The organism is Burkholderia sp. APQ4-4ca (assembly GCF_057837105.1).
The window spans coordinates 1-15,751 of the sequence record NZ_JBYQCG010000072.1; the positions used below are offsets into that span (position 1 = coordinate 1).

The following is a 15,751-nucleotide window of genomic DNA, read 5'->3' on the forward strand; positions in this document are numbered from 1 at the left end:
AGAGTCGGTGCCGAAGGCCGCACGCTCGCCGGATCTGCTTACCACGCGCTTCGTCGTGCTGATCGGCAAGCTGTTCGCGGCCGAGGCGCGCAGCGCGAAGTGGAAGTCTGAACGCCGGCAGCGACTGCGCATCCGGTACAGCGCCCGCGTGCTCGACATCATCGAGCGCATGCTGGTCGAGCATCTACCAGGCGTCGTGCCGTCGAGTCTGCTCGGCAAGGCATTGCAGTACATGAGCGGGCAGTGGTCAAAGCTGGTCCGATACGTCGGTAACGGCAACTGGCCGATCTCGAACAACCTGTGCGAGAACGCGATCCGGCCGTTCGTCGTCGGCCGCAAGGGCTGGCTGTTCTCCGATACTGTCGCTGGCGCGCAGGCCAGCGCCAACCTGTACTCCCTCGTCGAGACGTGCAAGGCGAACGGCGTCGAGCCGTATCGCTATCTGGTCTGGCTGTTCACCAGGTTGCCGCTCGCCGCAACCGCCGACGACTATGCCGCCCTCATGCCATGGAGCATGCCTGCCACTCCCAACCTCTGATGGGCGTCGTTAAAAGACCGCATACCAATGTGGGCATGCCGCGTCGCAGCAGCCACTCGTCGGCAAGACATTCGAATTCGTGCGTTGGGCAGCGCCCGTCGCACGACGTGCGCATACGTGCATGCCGGGCCGGAGATGATGCATGGGTAAGCCCGATCTTCGTCGGCCGGTTGCCGGACCTTATCGTCAGTGGCGATGGGTGGCTGGACTGGAGGCCGGTTTCGGGTGGGTGGCAAAGGGGACGTTGGTGCTGGCGGGCCTGGCGATGGTCGCGTTGGCGGCGCTGACGGGCGACGTCGGTGCCCTGACGGACCTGCCGGCGACCAGGAAGGGTTGGTTGTACCTGCTGTTGGCGCTTGTGGCCGCGGTCGCGCTGACATTTGCGGTGTACTACTACTGGCTGCGACCGACTGATATACGTCCAGCGGCCTAGCCAGACGGGGAAGGCGATGCGGCCCCACAAACCGTTCGGGCAATAAAAAAGCCCGCTGCTTGAGCGGGCTGAATCCATGTTTGGAGACATGGAGGAGACAGACGTAAATTTAAGGGAAAACCCGGACCTTTGCAAGCCCTCGTTGCATCCGCACAACGTGCCGCCGCGCAGACCGCTGTGTGGCGGCGCGCGGCACGGCCTCATTCACATGCCGCCGGCCCGCGCATGCGCCGCCAACCCGCCGAACCGCTCTTGCGCGACCGGCAGCGCGTATTTGCTGCGCATTTCCGTCTCGATCCATGCACACGCCTCGCGCGCGCAGTCGGTCAATGCGTGCCGCGTCGCATGTCCGTCGATGTCGTAGACGAAACGCACGCCGACCTCGTCATCGTCAACCTGTCGTTCGAGCTGATTGAGCTGCAGTCGCGGCCCGTGCTGTTGCGACAGCGCGCGCAATTCGTCGAAGTGATATTCGAGCCAGTCCGCGAAGAACAGCGCGTCGCTGTGGCTGGGCAGCCGGAAAGCCGCGCTGCGCGACGGGCGCGCCGCGAATTCGCCAGCCGCCGCATGCGGTTCGCGGTCCGAGGCGACCGGCGCGAGCGGGTGCCGAATCTGCCGGTACGGCTCGCGATCGCGCAAGGCGTGCCACAGCAATTCGTCGCCGGCAGCGCCGGACGGCTGCATCGTCAGGTCGTGCCGGCCATCGCCGGTCGCGGCGATCTCGCGGATCACGAGGCGCAGCGAGCATAGCGGCTCGTCCGCGACCAGCAGGGTTGCCGGGCGCGGCAGCCCGCACACGAGCGGCGCGGCGCCGGCCGCACGAAACACGAGCCCGCGGCGGTCGAGCCGCACGAGCGGCAAGGGCCTGGGAAACGCTGGATAGGCGACCGCGATGCGGGCGCCACTGGCGCTCGTCAGGCCGGGCATCATCGCGCGAAAGACCTGGGACTGGTCCACGTTGGTTCTCCTTCGTTACGATACCGCCCGGACGGAAACGTGCGTTCCGGCTCAGGCGGCGATAGCTTGCCGGGCAGCCTGCCCCGGCTCGATTCCTAGCGCAGCAAACGTTTGCGAGTCGATGTCGATCCAGCATGCGACCACCAGGCGTCCGTCGACCTGCTTCGGTGGGCCTGCGCGGTGCGCGTGTATGCCGATCCGGCGGAACAGCCGCTCCATGCTCGCGAACGTCACGCCGATCAACTGCCGTGCGCCGAGCTGCGCCGCGCACTCGACGACGGCCGCGAGCATCGGGCGCACGGCCCATTCGGCGTTGCCGGGCCCGCCTTCGTCGTCGGTCGCCGCGAATCGGGACAGTTCCCAGACGGCGGCCGATTGCGGCAGCGGCATGTCCTCGGCGACCAGGTCGGCGAACAGCGACTTCAGCAGATACGGGCGCGTCGTCGGCAGCAGGCGCGCGCAGCCGCACATGTCGCCGTCGGCGTTTCGTGCGAACACGTAGACGGTATCGTCGCGATCGAACTGGTCACGCTCGAAACTTTCGTTCGCCGACGGGAGCGCCCAACCCAGCTGTTCGACGAACACGCGGCGCCGATAGCGCCCTAGATCCGCCGCGAGTTCGTGTGGCAACCGCCCTTCCTCGTGAACGAAGGTCTGCATGGATGTCCTCGGATCTGTGCTTTTGTATGCACGCATTACAGCGCGCGGCACGAGGAGCCTGTAACTGGTAACTCTTACAGGGTCACGGCGTAAAGACGCCATTTGCGCGGTGGTAACGGTTTCTTGATCGACGGGATTGAAAACCGGGCCGCTTTTGCTTATAAAGAGCGCCAGTCTTGCAAAATTGTCAGAGGAATGCGCAGCCGGTTGTCACTGGAGCGTGGGACCGGCATGATAGGCGTCGTTGTGCCCGAGGAGGGCCGACGCGACCGCGGCAGGCCAGTCGATGGCGGCGAGCCGCGCGGCGAGTGCGGCGGCGGTGCGGAACATGCCGATGTCGGCGCCCTTGGCGTCGATGGCCATCACGTTGCTGCGGACGTCGCCGCCCGCGATGATGAACGTGCCCGTCGTGCGTTCGAGGTACCAGTCCCAGCCGACCGTCACGTAGGCGACGCCGGCACCCGCCGCGCGATGCCATTCGGTATAGCCGGCGAGGCGGGCGTCGATCGCGTTGTCGCGCAGTTCGGCCAGCAGCGAGGGGTCGAGGCCGCTCGCGACATGGTCGAGCACAAGTGTGGCCAGTGCGCCTTCTGACAGGCGTACGTAGCCGTCCGGGGACGGGCCGGGGACAGGGTGCAGCAAGGGTGAAGTCATGCGCGGAATGTATCAGCCTCAAACGGGTGCTGGAACCTGACAAGTATGACAGCGTGACGTTGTCGGAGAAAGAATGGAACTGCGCTGGCAGGATGCCTACCAACAATTCAGCGCCGCGGAAGACGAGCAGCAGCTCTTCCAGCGGATCGCCGCCTATTCCAGGCGGCTGGGATTCGAATATTGCTGTTACGGCATTCGCGTACCGCTGCCCGTTTCGAAGCCGGCGGTCGCCATCTTCAATACCTATCCGGACGGCTGGATGGCGCACTATCAGGCGCAGAACTATATCGAGATCGACTCGACGGTTCGCGACGGCGCGTTCAGCACCAACATGATCGTCTGGCCGGACGTCGACAACATCGACCCATGTCCGCTGTGGCGGGACGCGCGCGACTTCGGGTTGTCGGTGGGCGTCGCGCAATCGAGCTGGGCGGCGCGCGGCTCGTTCGGCCTGTTGAGCATCGCCCGTCATGCCGACCCGCTGACGCCGGCCGAGATCAACATGCTGACGCTGCAGACGAACTGGCTCGCGAACCTGTCGCATTCGCTGATGAGCCGCTTCATGGTGCCGAAGCTGTCGCCCGCGGCGGGCGTCACGCTGACCGCGCGCGAGCGCGAGGTGCTGTGCTGGACGGCCGAGGGCAAGACCGCTTGCGAAATCGGCCAGATCCTCAGCATCTCGGAGCGGACGGTCAACTTCCACGTGAACAACATCCTCGAGAAGCTCGGCGCGACCAACAAGGTCCAGGCGGTCGTCAAGGCGATTTCGGCCGGCCTCATCGAAGCACCTTGACGCGACGTCGCGCGACGGCGGCGCCGGATGCGGCGGCCGCCGCGCCGCGGCTCATTCCATCAGCGGCTCCGCTTCCTTCGCGGTCCAGCTCACGCTGGAAATGCTTTTCTCCATGCTCATCCGGCTCGCGATCTGCTCGAGCTTCTGCTGATCCTTCGGATGCAGCTTCAGCGTCGCGGTCACCTTCAGCCGGTCGGGCTGCTCGGGCACGTCCTCGCTCGTGAGGCTCTGGAACGACAGCGGCTTCGCATACATCGAATTCGACAGCAGCGTGCGGATGTGCACTTCGTCGGCGGCGAGGCAGATCACGGTGATCTGGTATTCGCGCACGAGATCGGCATTCGACACGGGCGTCGCGTTGATGGCCTGGCTGACGCTGCGCAGCACCGTATTGGTGAGCAGCACGACGCCCGTGCCGGCGAGCGCGGGCACGTAGTGGCCGGAGCCGGCCAGCACGCCGACGGCGGCCGAGCACCACAGCGTCGCGGCGGTATTGATGCCCTGGATCGAGCCCTTGTCGCGCATGATCACGCCGCCGCCGAGAAAGCCGACGCCCGACACGACGTACGCGGCGATCTGCGTGACGCCCGCGACGCCGTTGCCGGTCAGCACGCCGAGCGTGACGAACAGGCACGCGCCGCTCGCGACGAGCGTGATGGTGCGCAGGCCGGCCGTGCGCTGGCGCATCTGCCGCTCGAGGCCGATGGCGACGCCGCAGGCGAACGCGGTGAAAAGACGGAGTGCGAAATCGAAAGTCATGGTTGTCCTGCCGTGCAAGAAGCGCATGCCGGCGCGCGTCGCCTCGGCGCAAGGCCGAACGCGGCGCGGCGATAGCCGTCATCGCGCGGTACTGTACCGCGCGAATGCGTCATTCAATGTGAAACGGATGGCGTGCGGCTCGCGGAACGCGAGCCGGGCAGGAGAACTGCGGCGGACAGGCGTTCAGGCGGCAAGCGGCGCACGCAACGGAGTGCTGCAACTGTCCACGATGGTTCCTGAAGGAAGAATGGGCGGCATTCTAGTGGGCGGCGCGCGCCTGCGTCAACCGCCTTGCGGCCAGCGCTACTGCGCCGCGCCGATCGTCCCCGTCGCGAGCGCGAGCGCGGCGGCGGCCGACAACGCGCCGGCATAGCTGTCCACTTCCGCGTTCCGCGCGGCAAGCAACTGGCTTTGCGCGATCGTCGCATCGGTGACCGAGCCGACGCCGTTCCGGTACGCGGTCAGCGCCGCGTCGTAGCTGGTTTGCGCGGCATTGACGAGCGCCTTCACGGCGTCGTGCGACGCCAGGCTCGTCTGCACCGCGTTCTGCGCGGCGACCACCTGCCGCACGGCTTCCTCCTTGGTCCGCGTGAGGCGCGCGGATGCGCTTTCCGCGTCGTTGCGCGCCTGCATCAGCACGGCCGAGCGCAGGCCGCCGTCGTACAGCGGAATCGTCACGCCGACGAACACGCCGCCGCCGTAGCGGCTGCCGTTCAGGTTGACGGTCGGCGCCTGGTCGCCGATCGCGGGCAGCGCGGAGAGGGACGTGCCGCCGCTCGCATATGACGTCGACGCGGACAGGAAGATCTTCGGCATGAACGCGGCTTCCGCTGCCTTGATCTTCGCGCGATTGGCCTTCTCGACCGCGCCGCGCGTGAGGTTGTTCGCTTCCGCGATGCGCACGAAAAATTGACGTCGACGAGAACGAAGCGCATGGACCTGGCGGCGGGACGATGCCCATTGTCGCGTCAAGCCGCACGGCGCTGCACCGCCGGCCGCGACCCGTCGTCGCGGCCGGGATCTGTGTACCATCGTGCGTAGGGTGCGACGCGCGGCACCGGCCATCACGGCCCCTGCCGTGCGCGTCGCGGAAGCGCTCGTGCAACGAAGGTGAACGTTCCATGCGAAGTTTCTTTGTCCGGTTCATTGCAATCGGCGTGCTGTTCCATCTGTACGTCGGGATGCGGATCATTCCCGATGCGTTCGCGTCGCCGCTCGCACGCACGATCGCGGCGCTCGTGCTCGCGAGTTTCGTCGTCTTGATTCCGGTCGGCATGTTTTCGCGCCGCTTCGACGAAGGTTGGGCCGCGACGCTGGTCGGCTGGGCCGGCGCGCTCGCGATGGGTTTCTTCTCGTCGCTGCTGGTGCTCACGTTCCTGCGCGAAATCGTGCTGCTCGGCGTGTTCGCGTGGCGGCATCTCGGGCATGACGGCGCATGGAGCCGCGCGGCGCCCGACACGGCGCTCGGCGTGCTGGTGGCCGCGGTGCTCGCGACCGTGATCGGGTTCGTCGGCGCGCGCCGCACGGCCGCGGTCAAGCGCGTGTCGATTCCGGTCGCCGGGCTGCCGGCCGCGCTCGACGGGCTGACGATCGTGCAACTGTCCGACATCCACGTCGGGCCGACGATCAAGCGGCCCTACATCGAACGGATCGTGCGCGCGGTCAATGCGCTCGACGCCGACCTGGTGGTCGTGACGGGCGACGTGGTGGACGGTTCGGTCAAGCGCCTGCGCGAACATACCGCGCCGCTCGGGCAGATGCGCTCGCGGCACGGCACCTTCCTCGTGACGGGCAACCACGAGTACTACGCCGGTGCGCATGCATGGATCGACGAGTTTCGTCGTATCGGGCTGACGGTGCTGCTCAACGAGCACGTACTGATCGAGCGCGGCGGCGCGCGGGCGGTGCTCGCGGGCGTGACCGATTTCACGGCGGGCGGCTTCGATCCCGCGCATCGCAGCGATCCTGAGCAGGCGCTGGCCGGTGCGCCGCGCGACGTCGGCACGAAGATCCTGCTCGCGCACCAGCCGCGCAGCGCGGCAGCGGCGAACCGCGCGGGCTTCACCGTGCAGTTGTCGGGGCACACGCATGGCGGCCAGTTCCTGCCGTGGCCGCCGTTCGTGCGGTTGCAGCAGCCGGTGATCGGCGGGCTGAACCGCTTCGGCGACATGTGGCTGTATACGAGCCGAGGCACCGGCTATTGGGGGCCGCCGAACCGTTTCGGCGTGCCGTCCGAGATCACGCTGATTCGGCTGACGCGCGGCTAGTCGATGGGTCGGGGGGCGGCCGTCGCGCGACACGAACGCGCATCGCGGTGCACGGCGGCTTCCTTTCGGCCGTTCGGCGGCGAATGACAGCGCATGGCGGCGCGCGGCGCCGTTGGCTAGTATGCAGACATGTCTCGTTCACGCCGTTCCTCGCCCGTTCCTGCCGACATGTCGACGCCCGATCTCTTCGCTGATACGCCCGCGCCCGACGTGGACTGGTACCCGGACTGGCTGGCACCCCCCGACGCCGATCGCGCGCTGGCCGCGCTGATCGGCGAGGTCGCATGGCGGCAGGACACGATCCGCACGCCGCGCGGACGCATTCCGTTGCCGCGGCTCACAGCGTGGCAGGGCGAACCGGATGCCGTGTACGTGTACTCGGGCATCCGCAACGTGCCGGAGCCCTGGACGCCGGCCGTGCTCGGGCTGAAGCAGGCGGTCGAGGCGACCTGCGGCGTGCGTTTCAACAGCGTGCTGCTCAATCGCTATCGCAACGGGCTGGACAGCCTCGGCTGGCACGCGGACAACGAACCCGAACTCGGCGACGCGCCGGTGATCGCGTCGGTGAGCCTCGGCGCGATGCGCGTGTTCGATCTTCGCCATCGCGCGACCGGCGTCACGCATGCGTATCGGCTCGTGCACGGCAGCCTGCTCGTGATGCGCGGACGCACGCAGGCCGAATGGCAGCACCGCGTGCCGAAGGCGCCGGGCGTGCCGGGCGAACGCGTGAACCTGACCTTCCGGCGCGTATCCATGGCGGCCGGGTAGGTCGCGTCCCATTTCTTCGATCCGTGAAAGGCGGATGCAAGCAACCGGTCGCGCGTGCGGCACGTTGCCGCACGAACGCGATGCCGGAGGCGTGACCGGGCGCCGAGGCGCGTCCCATATAGGTTTCAGATAAATTCGATCGACCGGCCGGTTTCGATAGGTGAGTGAAACCTCTGATGGTGCGTCGCAACATTCCTTGAATAAACTGTCGAATGACAGAAGTGCGCCGGCTATCGGCGCGACCCTTTCGACATGTCTCCGTGCGTGGCCGACGCAGCGCGCAACGGGGCAGGAGCAAAACGCGTGACCGTACTCGACCCTTCCTTCGCACCCTCGCTGCACGTCTTCGAGCAAGACGGCGGATGGCAATGGGCGCTGACGGTGAAGCGGGCGACCGGCGTCGGCGTGAAAGTCGTGGCGTTCAGCCGCGAAGGTTTTCGCGGCGAAGCCGAGGCATACGCCGCCGGCCAGCTTGCCCGCGCCGAATATGACGCCGCCGTGACGGCCTGACGCCGTCGCGGCGATTCCGCCCGAGGATCGTCTTCCTCTGTGCCGCCCGTTGCGGGGCGGTGCTTTCCCGATTGTCTTTCATTTTTCGCTGTTCGCTGGTGGCGAGAGGCGGTCTGCCAGGGTCGGGCGGGCATGTCGGCCAATCCGGCATCGCCGAGCGGCAAAAACACGCGCAGGCGTTGATGTTCGGGGTGGCGAACATCGACGAATACGTGTCCGGCGGCGTTTGCTATGACGCCGCGGCGTACGTCCGGTATCTGCTGCGCCCGGCGCGCTACTCGATACGATTGGCCAGTTGTGGAAGACGCGCTTCAACTTCGAGACCGGCAATCAATGGGACGAGCGCGCGAGCATTCCGGCGGGCACCGCGGTGGGCTTCGCGCGCGGCGCGGATGTCTTTCACGCCGCGATCGCCGTCGGCGGCACCCGAATCCGCGGGATCAACGGCGGCTTGCTGGGTGCCGGATGGCTGCGTCCGGTCGATCTGACGCGGGTACTGCAGCCGGATCCGGCCGGCAGCTTGCATACGACCGCACGACCATTCGCGTTTATCTGTCGCGCCTGTAGGCAATCCGGGCGGCGAATCCCACGCTCCGTCCATCGTCGCCCGACCGCGTGCCGCGCACCAGCGCCGCGCGCGGCCGCCGTCCGGCGATTTCCGCATGGCGTCGCGCCGTCCAACGCTGCTATCCTCTCGACCTTGAATGACGCGTCATGGCGGCGTGGCGGCGCATCCTGCATCGCGGCGCCGCGTGCCGGTGCGAGCCTGTCCGCGCACTGAGGTAGCATGACTGAATATCCACGACGATCGATGACCTGTTTCGTGACTGACTTCCTTCCGTCCATGTCCACATGGTCAAGACAACGATGAGCGGTACACCCGATCCGGCGACGCCCGGCGGCGACGAGTCGTCGGGCGTCGCTTCGTCCTATCTGGTGCCGGGGCTCGAACGCGGGCTGCGGATTCTCGCCGAATTCTCCGCGCGCGAGCCCGTGCTCGGCGCGCCCGAGCTGTCCAAGCGCATCGGCATTCCGCGCACGACCACGTTCCGCCTGCTGCAGACGCTCGAGGCGCTCGGTTTCCTCGAACGCGTGAACGGCGACCGCTATTTCCGGCTCGGCGTCGGCGTATTGCGGCTCGGCTTCGAATACCTGAATTCGCTCGAACTGACCGATCTCGGCACGCCCGTGCTCGAACGGCTGCGCGATTCGACCGGCCTGTCGACGCACCTGCTGATCCGCGACCAGCGCGACGTGGTGTTCGTCGCGAAGGCGCAAAGCAATGCGTCGATGTTCGGTTCGGTGAAGGTGCACGTCGGCACGCGGCTGCCGGCGCACGCGACCGTGCATGGCCACGTGCTAATGGGCGACCTGACGCGCGATGCGCTGCGGCAGCTCTATCCGGAGAAGAAACTCGAACAGTTCACCGAGCGCACGCCCGGCACCGTCGACGAACTGTACGAACGCGTGCGTCATTACGCACGGCTCGGCTACGCGGTCAGCGAGGCGGCGTTCGAGAGCGGCATTTCGGCCGTGACCGCGCCGGTGCGCGATCATTCGGGCTCGATCGTCGCGGCGATCACCGCGACGGTGCCGCGCTCGGAGATCGGCGACGCCGGCGAGAAGGAGCGGCTCGTCGAAGCCGTGTGCGGGGCGGCGGTCGACCTGTCGCAACGGCTGAACTATCGTCCGCTCGAAAGCGACCCGACGTTCGCGCATGCGCGCCACAAGGTCGCGATGTTCTGACTCTGACGCATGCGCGTCGTATCCGCCGCGGCGCGCGGCATTGCAAACGACAAGAGCGGCCCGCGGGCCGCTCTTGTCGTTTTCGGGCGCCGAAACCCGGCGCCTGAACGCGCTCAGAACGAGTGATGAATCCCGGTCAGCACGATCACCTGGTTCGCGGTGCTCGACACGCCGGCCGTGAAGAACGCGGCCTTTGCGCCGCCCGAGCCGTGTTCGTAAAGCACGTTCGCATACAACTGCGTGCGTTTCGACAACGCGTAGATGTCGCCGAGCTCGACCTGGGTCCAGCGGCGGCCGGCCAGCGTCGTGGTCGCCGCGCCGCCCGCGATCGTGTTGAACGCGCTGCTGCGGTAGTTCACGCCCGCGTCGTAGCTCTGGAACGTGTCCGAAAACCCGTTCGACTGCATTTTCACGCGCGTGTAGAGACCGTGCACGAGGAAGTCGCCGATCTGGTACGACGCGCCCGCGCCGATGTTCTCGACCTTGTTCGCGAGGTAGCCGTTCGCGGTGTTCTGCCCCTGGAACGACGCGATGCCGGTCTGGCCGATCAGGATCGAGCGGTCGTGCTCGTTCGAGTAGACGGCCGACGCCTTGAACGGCCCGTTCGCATAGTTCAGTGCGACGCCGACCGATTTGCCGGTCGAGAAGTTCGTCGTGTTGCCGAGCGCGAGCATGGCCGCGGCCGAGAAACCCGCGAACGTCGGTGAGCGGTACTTGACCGAATTGTTGTACGGCACGTTACCGGTCGCGGCGAGCCCGTCGATGTTGCCCGGATGGAACGCGTACCAGCTCAGCGCCAGGTACGCGGTGCTGAGCGGATCGAGATAGTCGAACGACAGCGGCGTCTGGCGGCCCAGCGTCAGCGTGCCGTAGCGCTCCGAGCCGAGGCCGACGAACGCCGCCCGGTTCCAGATCGTGTTCGCGGTAGCGAACTGGCCGTTGTTCGTATAAAAGCCGTTTTCCAGCTGAAAGAGCGCCGACAGCCCGCCGCCGAGATCTTCCTTTCCCTTCAGGCCCCACCGGTCGGGCTGCGTATTGCCCTGGATCATTGCCCACTTCGCGTGGCCGCCGACGTTGTTCACGTACGCGACGCCCGCGTCCATGCTGCCGTACAGCGTCACGCTGCTTTGCGCCCACGCGCCCGACGCGGCGCCCATTCCGATCACTGCCGCTGCTACCGCATGCTTGACCATTTCGTCTCCTGACTCTCCAACCTGATGAATACGTGTTGTGACGGCCTGCGCGGGGACGGCCGGCCGTCGCGCATGTTTCATTGCCGGGTGGGCATTCGTATGTTCCATATAAGGAACAGTGTGCCTTTGATGGAATGGAGTATAGAGGCGTCGCGCGTCGGATCAAAAATAATTTTTTCGGGATGGATGGGCGCCGTGTGGATGCCCGGTCATCGCGCGGAACGTCTCGAAAAAGCCGATAAGCACCCGTTTCCAAACAAAAAATCACATTCGAGCGGTGAGGCCGTGGTGTTCGCCGCCCTGACGGTCGGTGTTTTCCCTAGGACATGAAGCTTTTTGTTTTACTCATGGAAGGTCGCTCCTATAATCACCATCCATAAACTGTTGTTCCTGATATGGAACAAATCGGAGCAAACCGAAAGTCGATCAGAAGGAAGGGTGCGAGATGTCAGAGCAATGGATTTGCGCCGGTCACGCCGGTGCGCTGTCGGAAGACACGCCGATCGAGTTCAAGCGGACCGACGGCGTGGAAATCGGGATCTACCGCGTCGGTGACGACGTGTATGCGCTCGAGAACGTGTGCCCGCATGCGTACGCGCTGCTGACGCAAGGGTTCATCGACGAAGGCACGGTGGAATGCCCGCTGCACGAGGCCGTGTTCGACATCAAGACGGGCGAATGCCTGAAGGGCCCGGGCGGGCGCGCGCTGAAGCAGTACGCGGTGCGCCTCGCCGGTGAAGAAATCCAGATCAAGGTGGAGTGACATGAAAGAAGCGACCGTCAATTTCAATCCCTTCCTGAAGCCGTGGGTGGCGCCGCAGCCGAACAACGTCGCCGGCAAGGGGCAGATCGAGATTCCCGGCCAGGTCGAGAACCAGGTCTGGCAGAACCGCAAGGCCGAACCGACGCAGTACGAGAACGACCTCGGCGATGCGCTCGAGCGCGTGTTCGAAGCAGGCGCGACCGAGCTGCACGACGTCGTCGCGGGCCTGAATCGCATCGGCTTCCGCGCGCCGGACGGCACGGTTTGGACGCCTGAGCGTTTCCGCGCCGAAATGGCCTCGCTGGCGGAATGAACGCACCGACCGCGCCGCGCGCCTGAGCGCCGACCCGACGACAACCGCATCCGGAGCACATTGATGACGTCCCCCGACCAACACGAAATCCGACACGACCCGGTCCGCGACTATCTCGACCGTGGCATCAAGAACTACTGGTATCCCGTCGCGCCGAGCTGGCAGGTGTCGAACGCGCCCGTCGGCCTCACGCGCCTGTCCGAGCAGATCGTGCTGTGGCGCGATCACGAAGGAAAGGTCCACGCGCTGGAAGATCGCTGCCCGCACCGCGGCGCGCGACTGTCGCTCGGCTGGAACCTCGGCGGCAACATCGCGTGCTGGTATCACGGCATCGAAGTCGACGGCGGCGGCACGGTCAACCGCGTGCCGGCCGTGTCGAACTGTCCGCTCGAAGGCACGAAGTGCGTGAAGTCGTATCCGGTCGAAGAGAAGGCCGGCGCGATCTTCCTGTGGTTCGGCGACGAAGCGCACGGCAAGCCGGCGCCGCTGAACCTGCCGGAAGAACTGGTCGCAGACGAGTACGCGCACTTCCTGTGCGTGTCGAACTGGAAGTGCAATTACCAGTACGCGATCGACAACGTGATGGACCCGATGCACGGCGCGTATCTCCACGCGACGTCGCACTCGATGGCCGAAGGCGACAAGCAGGCCGACATGCGCGTGCGCAAGACGGACACGGGCCTGATGTTCGAGAAGATCGGCCAGCGCGACGTGAACTTCGACTGGGTCGAACTCGGCGAAACCGGCTGCCTGTGGATGCGCCTCGCGATTCCCTATAAGCAGAAGTTCGGCCCCGGCGGCAACTTCGGGATCATCGGCTTCGCGACGCCGGTCGACGGCGACCACTGCCAGGTCTACTTCTGGCGTACCCGCAAGGTCAGCGGCTGGCAGCGCGACGTGTGGCGCTTCATGTACCGCAACCGCCTCGAAGGCCTGCACTGGGACGTGCTCGAGCAGGATCGCTACGTCCTCGAAAGCCTCGCGCCGCAGGCGCGCGATCACGAATACCTGTACCAGCACGACGTCGGCATCACGCGCGTGCGCCGGATGCTGCGCCAGCGTGCGCAGGAGCATCTGTCCGCGCTCGACGCGCATCGCGCGGCCCACGCCGCTTCGGAGCCCGCGAATGGCTGAGCTCGCTCCGGTCGTGGCGCTGCCCGGTCGCCGCGTGCTCGTCACGGGCGGCGCGCGCGGGCTCGGCGCCGCCTTCGTGAAGGCGCTGGTCGAAGCGGGCGCGCAGGTCGCATTCGGCGACGTGCTGATCGAAGAGGGCCGCGCTTTGGCCGCGCAGCTCGCGCAAGCCGGCCACACCGTGCATTGCTTCGCGCTCGATCTCGCCGATCCGGCCAGCATCGACGCATTCGTCGCGCAGGGCGCGGCGGCGCTCGGCGGCATCGACGCGCTGATCAACAACGCGGCGATCACGAACTCGGGCGGCAAGCTGTCGACGGAGCTCGACGTGTCGACGTGGGACGCGGTGATGAACGTGAACGTGCGCGGCGTGTGGCTCGTCAGCAATGCGGCGCTGCCGCACCTCGCGCAATCGGGGCGCGGCGCGATCGTGAACCTCGCATCGGACACCGCGCTGTGGGGCGCGCCGAAGCTGCTCGCCTACGTCGCGAGCAAGGGCGCGGTGATCGCGATGACGCATGCGCAGGCACGCGAGTTCGGCGCGCATGGCGTGACGGTCAACGCGATCGCGCCGGGGCTCACCGAAGTCGAGGCGACGGCCTACGTGCCGGCCGAACGCCACGCGTTCTACCTGCAGGGCCGTGCGCTTGCCCGCGCGCAGGTGCCCGACGACGTGACGGGCCCCGTGCTGTTCCTGCTGTCGGACGGCGCGCGCTTCGTGACGGGTCAACTGCTGCCGGTGAACGGCGGCTTCGTAATGAACTGATTTGAAGTTTTCACTCGGAATGAAGGAGAGGACGATGGCGGACGCCGATCTCGAACGCAAGTCGTGGGACCAGCCTGAAGGCGCAAGCTTCAACGACTGGATGGAAGGGCGCGTCGCGCGCTACGCGACGCGGCGCTACGACTGGGACGCACTGAAGTTCCAGGCCGACTACGACCCGAAGTACCGCCGCGCACAGATGCGCTATGTCGGCACGGGCGGCACGGGCGTCGCGAAGGACGTCAACACGGTGCCGGCCGGCAACTTCACGTTCTCGACGATGGTGATCCCCGCCGGCAACATCGGCCCGAGCCATATCCATATCGACGTCGAGGAAATCTTCTTCGTGCTGCGCGGCAAGATGAAGGTGATCTGCGAGCGCGACGGCGAGACGTGGGAAGCGATCCTCGGCGAGCGCGACCTGATCTCGGTGCCGCCGGGCGTGTATCGGACGGAAATCAACATCGGCGAGGAAGATGCGCTGATGTGCGTGATGCTCGGGTCGTCGAAGCCGATCACGCCGACGTATCCGCCCGATTCGCCGCTCGCGAAGATCAAGCGTTGAGACGGAGCCGGTGAAGCAATGCGTGTCATCGACAAACGCGAACCTGAACGCGACCGCACCGCAGCGTTCGCCGCGCTGCTCGGGCAATTTCCCGAGCAGCGTTGCGAAGCCGGCGCGGCGGGCACGATCGGCTACCGCGCGGCCGGCGCGCAGCGTGCGGGCCGCGCGCTGCCCGTCGTGCTGCTGCACGGGATCGGCTCGGGCGCCGCATCGTGGGTGAGCCAGCTCGACACGCTGGGTGCATCGCGCCGCGTGCTCGCGTGGGATGCGCCCGGTTACGGCGTGTCGACGCCCGTGCACGGCGGGTCGCCGGCCGCCGCCGATTACGCGGCGTCGCTGAACGCGTGGCTCGAGGCACTCGGCATCGAACGCTGCGTGCTGGTCGGGCATTCGCTCGGCGCGATCATCGCGGGCGGGTTGGCGCGTGTGATGCCCGCGCGGATCGCCGGCCTGCTGCTGATCTCGCCCGCGGGCGGCTACGGCAGCGCACCGGCCGACACCCGCGAGTCGCGCCGCGACGCGCGGCTCGCGATGCTCGCGGAACTTGGCCCGGCCGGGCTCGCCGAGCAGCGCAGCGGCAACATGTTGTCCGGTTTCGCGAACGAGGAGGCGCGTGCGTGGGTGCGCTGGAACATGGCGCGCGTCGTGCCGGCCGGCTATGCGCAGGCCACGCACCTGCTCGCGAACGCCGATCTCGCGGCCGATCTCGCCGGTTTCCGTGGTTGTACGGCGGTGGCGGTCGGTGCGTACGACGCGATCACGCCGCCTGCCGCATGCGAGCGGATCGCCGCGGCCGCGCAGGTGGAGCTGCAGGTAATTCCGCAGGCCGGTCACGCGGGCTATGTGGAGCAACCGGCGGTTTATTCGTCGCTGATCGACGGCTTCTGCCGTCAATGCGATTGTCAACGGGGCCTGGAATGAACGACCGTCACGCTTAC

At 66.8% G+C, this 15,751-nt stretch carries 19 protein-coding genes and 1 pseudogene; 14 read left to right on the forward strand and 6 right to left on the reverse strand.

The genetic code is table 11. The features are described 5' to 3' along the window. Together AC3IFE_RS06095 and AC3IFE_RS06100 are read left to right on the forward strand one after the other, a co-directional pair. On the forward strand, positions 1 to 538 hold a 538-nt coding region (locus AC3IFE_RS06095), incomplete at its 5' end, for an IS66 family transposase (RefSeq protein ID WP_489189898.1). Between the two features lie 142 nt (positions 539 to 680). Next, positions 681 to 971 (forward strand): hypothetical protein, encoded by a 291-nt coding sequence (locus AC3IFE_RS06100; RefSeq protein ID WP_089470123.1) that lies wholly within the window; start codon positions 681 to 683, stop codon positions 969 to 971. Between the two features lie 204 nt (positions 972 to 1,175). Here the strand turns inward: AC3IFE_RS06100 and AC3IFE_RS06105 are convergent, their stop codons facing one another. The 3 genes from AC3IFE_RS06105 to AC3IFE_RS06115 form a co-directional block, all read right to left on the reverse strand. Further along, a complete protein-coding gene (locus AC3IFE_RS06105) occupies positions 1,176 to 1,928 on the reverse strand; it encodes a hypothetical protein (RefSeq protein WP_179233525.1) in 753 nt (250 codons plus the stop codon). A 51-nt stretch (positions 1,929 to 1,979) separates the two neighbouring features. Then, complete coding sequence (locus AC3IFE_RS06110; RefSeq protein WP_089470121.1) at positions 1,980 to 2,588, reverse strand: acyl-homoserine-lactone synthase; 609 nt, start codon at positions 2,586 to 2,588, stop codon at positions 1,980 to 1,982. Between the two features lie 210 nt (positions 2,589 to 2,798). After that, the gene (locus AC3IFE_RS06115) at positions 2,799 to 3,242 is read right to left on the reverse strand and encodes a DUF4902 domain-containing protein (RefSeq protein ID WP_089470120.1); all 444 of its coding nucleotides are present in this window, start codon (positions 3,240 to 3,242) and stop codon (positions 2,799 to 2,801) included. 73 nt (positions 3,243 to 3,315) lie between these two features. Between AC3IFE_RS06115 and AC3IFE_RS06120 the strand changes: the two genes are divergently transcribed. After that, entirely contained in the window at positions 3,316 to 4,035 is a 720-nt protein-coding gene (locus AC3IFE_RS06120; protein ID WP_089470119.1) for an autoinducer binding domain-containing protein, read from the forward strand. 51 nt (positions 4,036 to 4,086) lie between these two features. On the opposite strand, the gene AC3IFE_RS06125 is transcribed toward AC3IFE_RS06120, so the two are convergent. Together AC3IFE_RS06125 and AC3IFE_RS06130 are read right to left on the reverse strand one after the other, a co-directional pair. After that, the gene (locus tag AC3IFE_RS06125) at positions 4,087 to 4,794 is read right to left on the reverse strand and encodes an MgtC/SapB family protein (protein ID WP_489189899.1); all 708 of its coding nucleotides are present in this window, start codon (positions 4,792 to 4,794) and stop codon (positions 4,087 to 4,089) included. A gap of 303 nt (positions 4,795 to 5,097) precedes the next feature. Next, a pseudogene (locus tag AC3IFE_RS06130) lies at positions 5,098 to 5,661 on the reverse strand (TolC family protein); the annotation flags it as partial. Between the two features lie 254 nt (positions 5,662 to 5,915). Between AC3IFE_RS06130 and AC3IFE_RS06135 the strand changes: the two are divergent. The 5 genes from AC3IFE_RS06135 to AC3IFE_RS06155 all read left to right on the forward strand — a co-directional run bounded on the left by AC3IFE_RS06135 (position 5,916) and on the right by AC3IFE_RS06155 (position 10,085). Then, positions 5,916 to 7,061 (forward strand): metallophosphoesterase, encoded by a 1,146-nt coding sequence (locus tag AC3IFE_RS06135; RefSeq protein WP_089470117.1) that lies wholly within the window; start codon positions 5,916 to 5,918, stop codon positions 7,059 to 7,061. Positions 7,062 to 7,229: 168 nt separating this feature from the next. Next, positions 7,230 to 7,829: an alpha-ketoglutarate-dependent dioxygenase AlkB family protein gene (locus AC3IFE_RS06140; protein WP_179233524.1), complete on the forward strand. Its 600-nt coding sequence runs from the start codon at positions 7,230 to 7,232 to the stop codon at positions 7,827 to 7,829. Between the two features lie 303 nt (positions 7,830 to 8,132). Further along, positions 8,133 to 8,339, forward strand: coding sequence for a hypothetical protein (locus tag AC3IFE_RS06145; protein ID WP_034204546.1), 207 nt, complete (start codon positions 8,133 to 8,135; stop codon positions 8,337 to 8,339). Positions 8,340 to 8,634: 295 nt separating this feature from the next. Next, a complete protein-coding gene (locus AC3IFE_RS06150; RefSeq protein ID WP_256979753.1) occupies positions 8,635 to 9,120 on the forward strand; it encodes a hypothetical protein in 486 nt (161 codons plus the stop codon). A 71-nt stretch (positions 9,121 to 9,191) separates the two neighbouring features. Further along, positions 9,192 to 10,085 (forward strand): IclR family transcriptional regulator, encoded by an 894-nt coding sequence (locus AC3IFE_RS06155; RefSeq protein WP_489189900.1) that lies wholly within the window; start codon positions 9,192 to 9,194, stop codon positions 10,083 to 10,085. Positions 10,086 to 10,198: 113 nt separating this feature from the next. Here AC3IFE_RS06155 and AC3IFE_RS06160 read toward each other — a convergent pair whose 3' ends face one another. Further along, complete coding sequence (locus AC3IFE_RS06160) at positions 10,199 to 11,278, reverse strand: porin (protein WP_489189901.1); 1,080 nt, start codon at positions 11,276 to 11,278, stop codon at positions 10,199 to 10,201. A 445-nt stretch (positions 11,279 to 11,723) separates the two neighbouring features. Here AC3IFE_RS06160 and AC3IFE_RS06165 point away from each other — a divergent pair, with 445 nt between their 5' ends. The 6 genes from AC3IFE_RS06165 to AC3IFE_RS06190 all read left to right on the forward strand — a co-directional run bounded on the left by AC3IFE_RS06165 (position 11,724) and on the right by AC3IFE_RS06190 (position 15,734). Continuing rightward, positions 11,724 to 12,041 carry a non-heme iron oxygenase ferredoxin subunit gene (locus AC3IFE_RS06165; protein WP_489189902.1) on the forward strand — a complete coding sequence of 106 codons (318 nt, stop codon included), beginning with the start codon at positions 11,724 to 11,726 and terminating at the stop codon, positions 12,039 to 12,041. Between the two features lies 1 nt (position 12,042). After that, positions 12,043 to 12,354: a recombinase-like helix-turn-helix domain-containing protein gene (locus AC3IFE_RS06170; protein WP_489189903.1), complete on the forward strand. Its 312-nt coding sequence runs from the start codon at positions 12,043 to 12,045 to the stop codon at positions 12,352 to 12,354. Positions 12,355 to 12,417: 63 nt separating this feature from the next. Continuing rightward, positions 12,418 to 13,488 carry an aromatic ring-hydroxylating dioxygenase subunit alpha gene (locus AC3IFE_RS06175; protein ID WP_489189904.1) on the forward strand — a complete coding sequence of 357 codons (1,071 nt, stop codon included), beginning with the start codon at positions 12,418 to 12,420 and terminating at the stop codon, positions 13,486 to 13,488. After that, positions 13,481 to 14,251: an SDR family oxidoreductase gene (locus tag AC3IFE_RS06180; RefSeq protein ID WP_089470112.1), complete on the forward strand. Its 771-nt coding sequence runs from the start codon at positions 13,481 to 13,483 to the stop codon at positions 14,249 to 14,251. The genes AC3IFE_RS06175 and AC3IFE_RS06180 overlap by 8 nt, the downstream gene beginning before the upstream one ends. A 34-nt stretch (positions 14,252 to 14,285) precedes the next feature. Continuing rightward, on the forward strand, positions 14,286 to 14,813 hold the full coding sequence (locus AC3IFE_RS06185; protein WP_006489904.1) for a cupin domain-containing protein: 528 nt from the start codon (positions 14,286 to 14,288) through the stop codon (positions 14,811 to 14,813). Positions 14,814 to 14,831: 18 nt separating this feature from the next. Beyond that, positions 14,832 to 15,734 carry an alpha/beta fold hydrolase gene (locus tag AC3IFE_RS06190; RefSeq protein WP_489189905.1) on the forward strand — a complete coding sequence of 301 codons (903 nt, stop codon included), beginning with the start codon at positions 14,832 to 14,834 and terminating at the stop codon, positions 15,732 to 15,734. Positions 15,735 to 15,751: the final 17 nt, after the last annotated feature.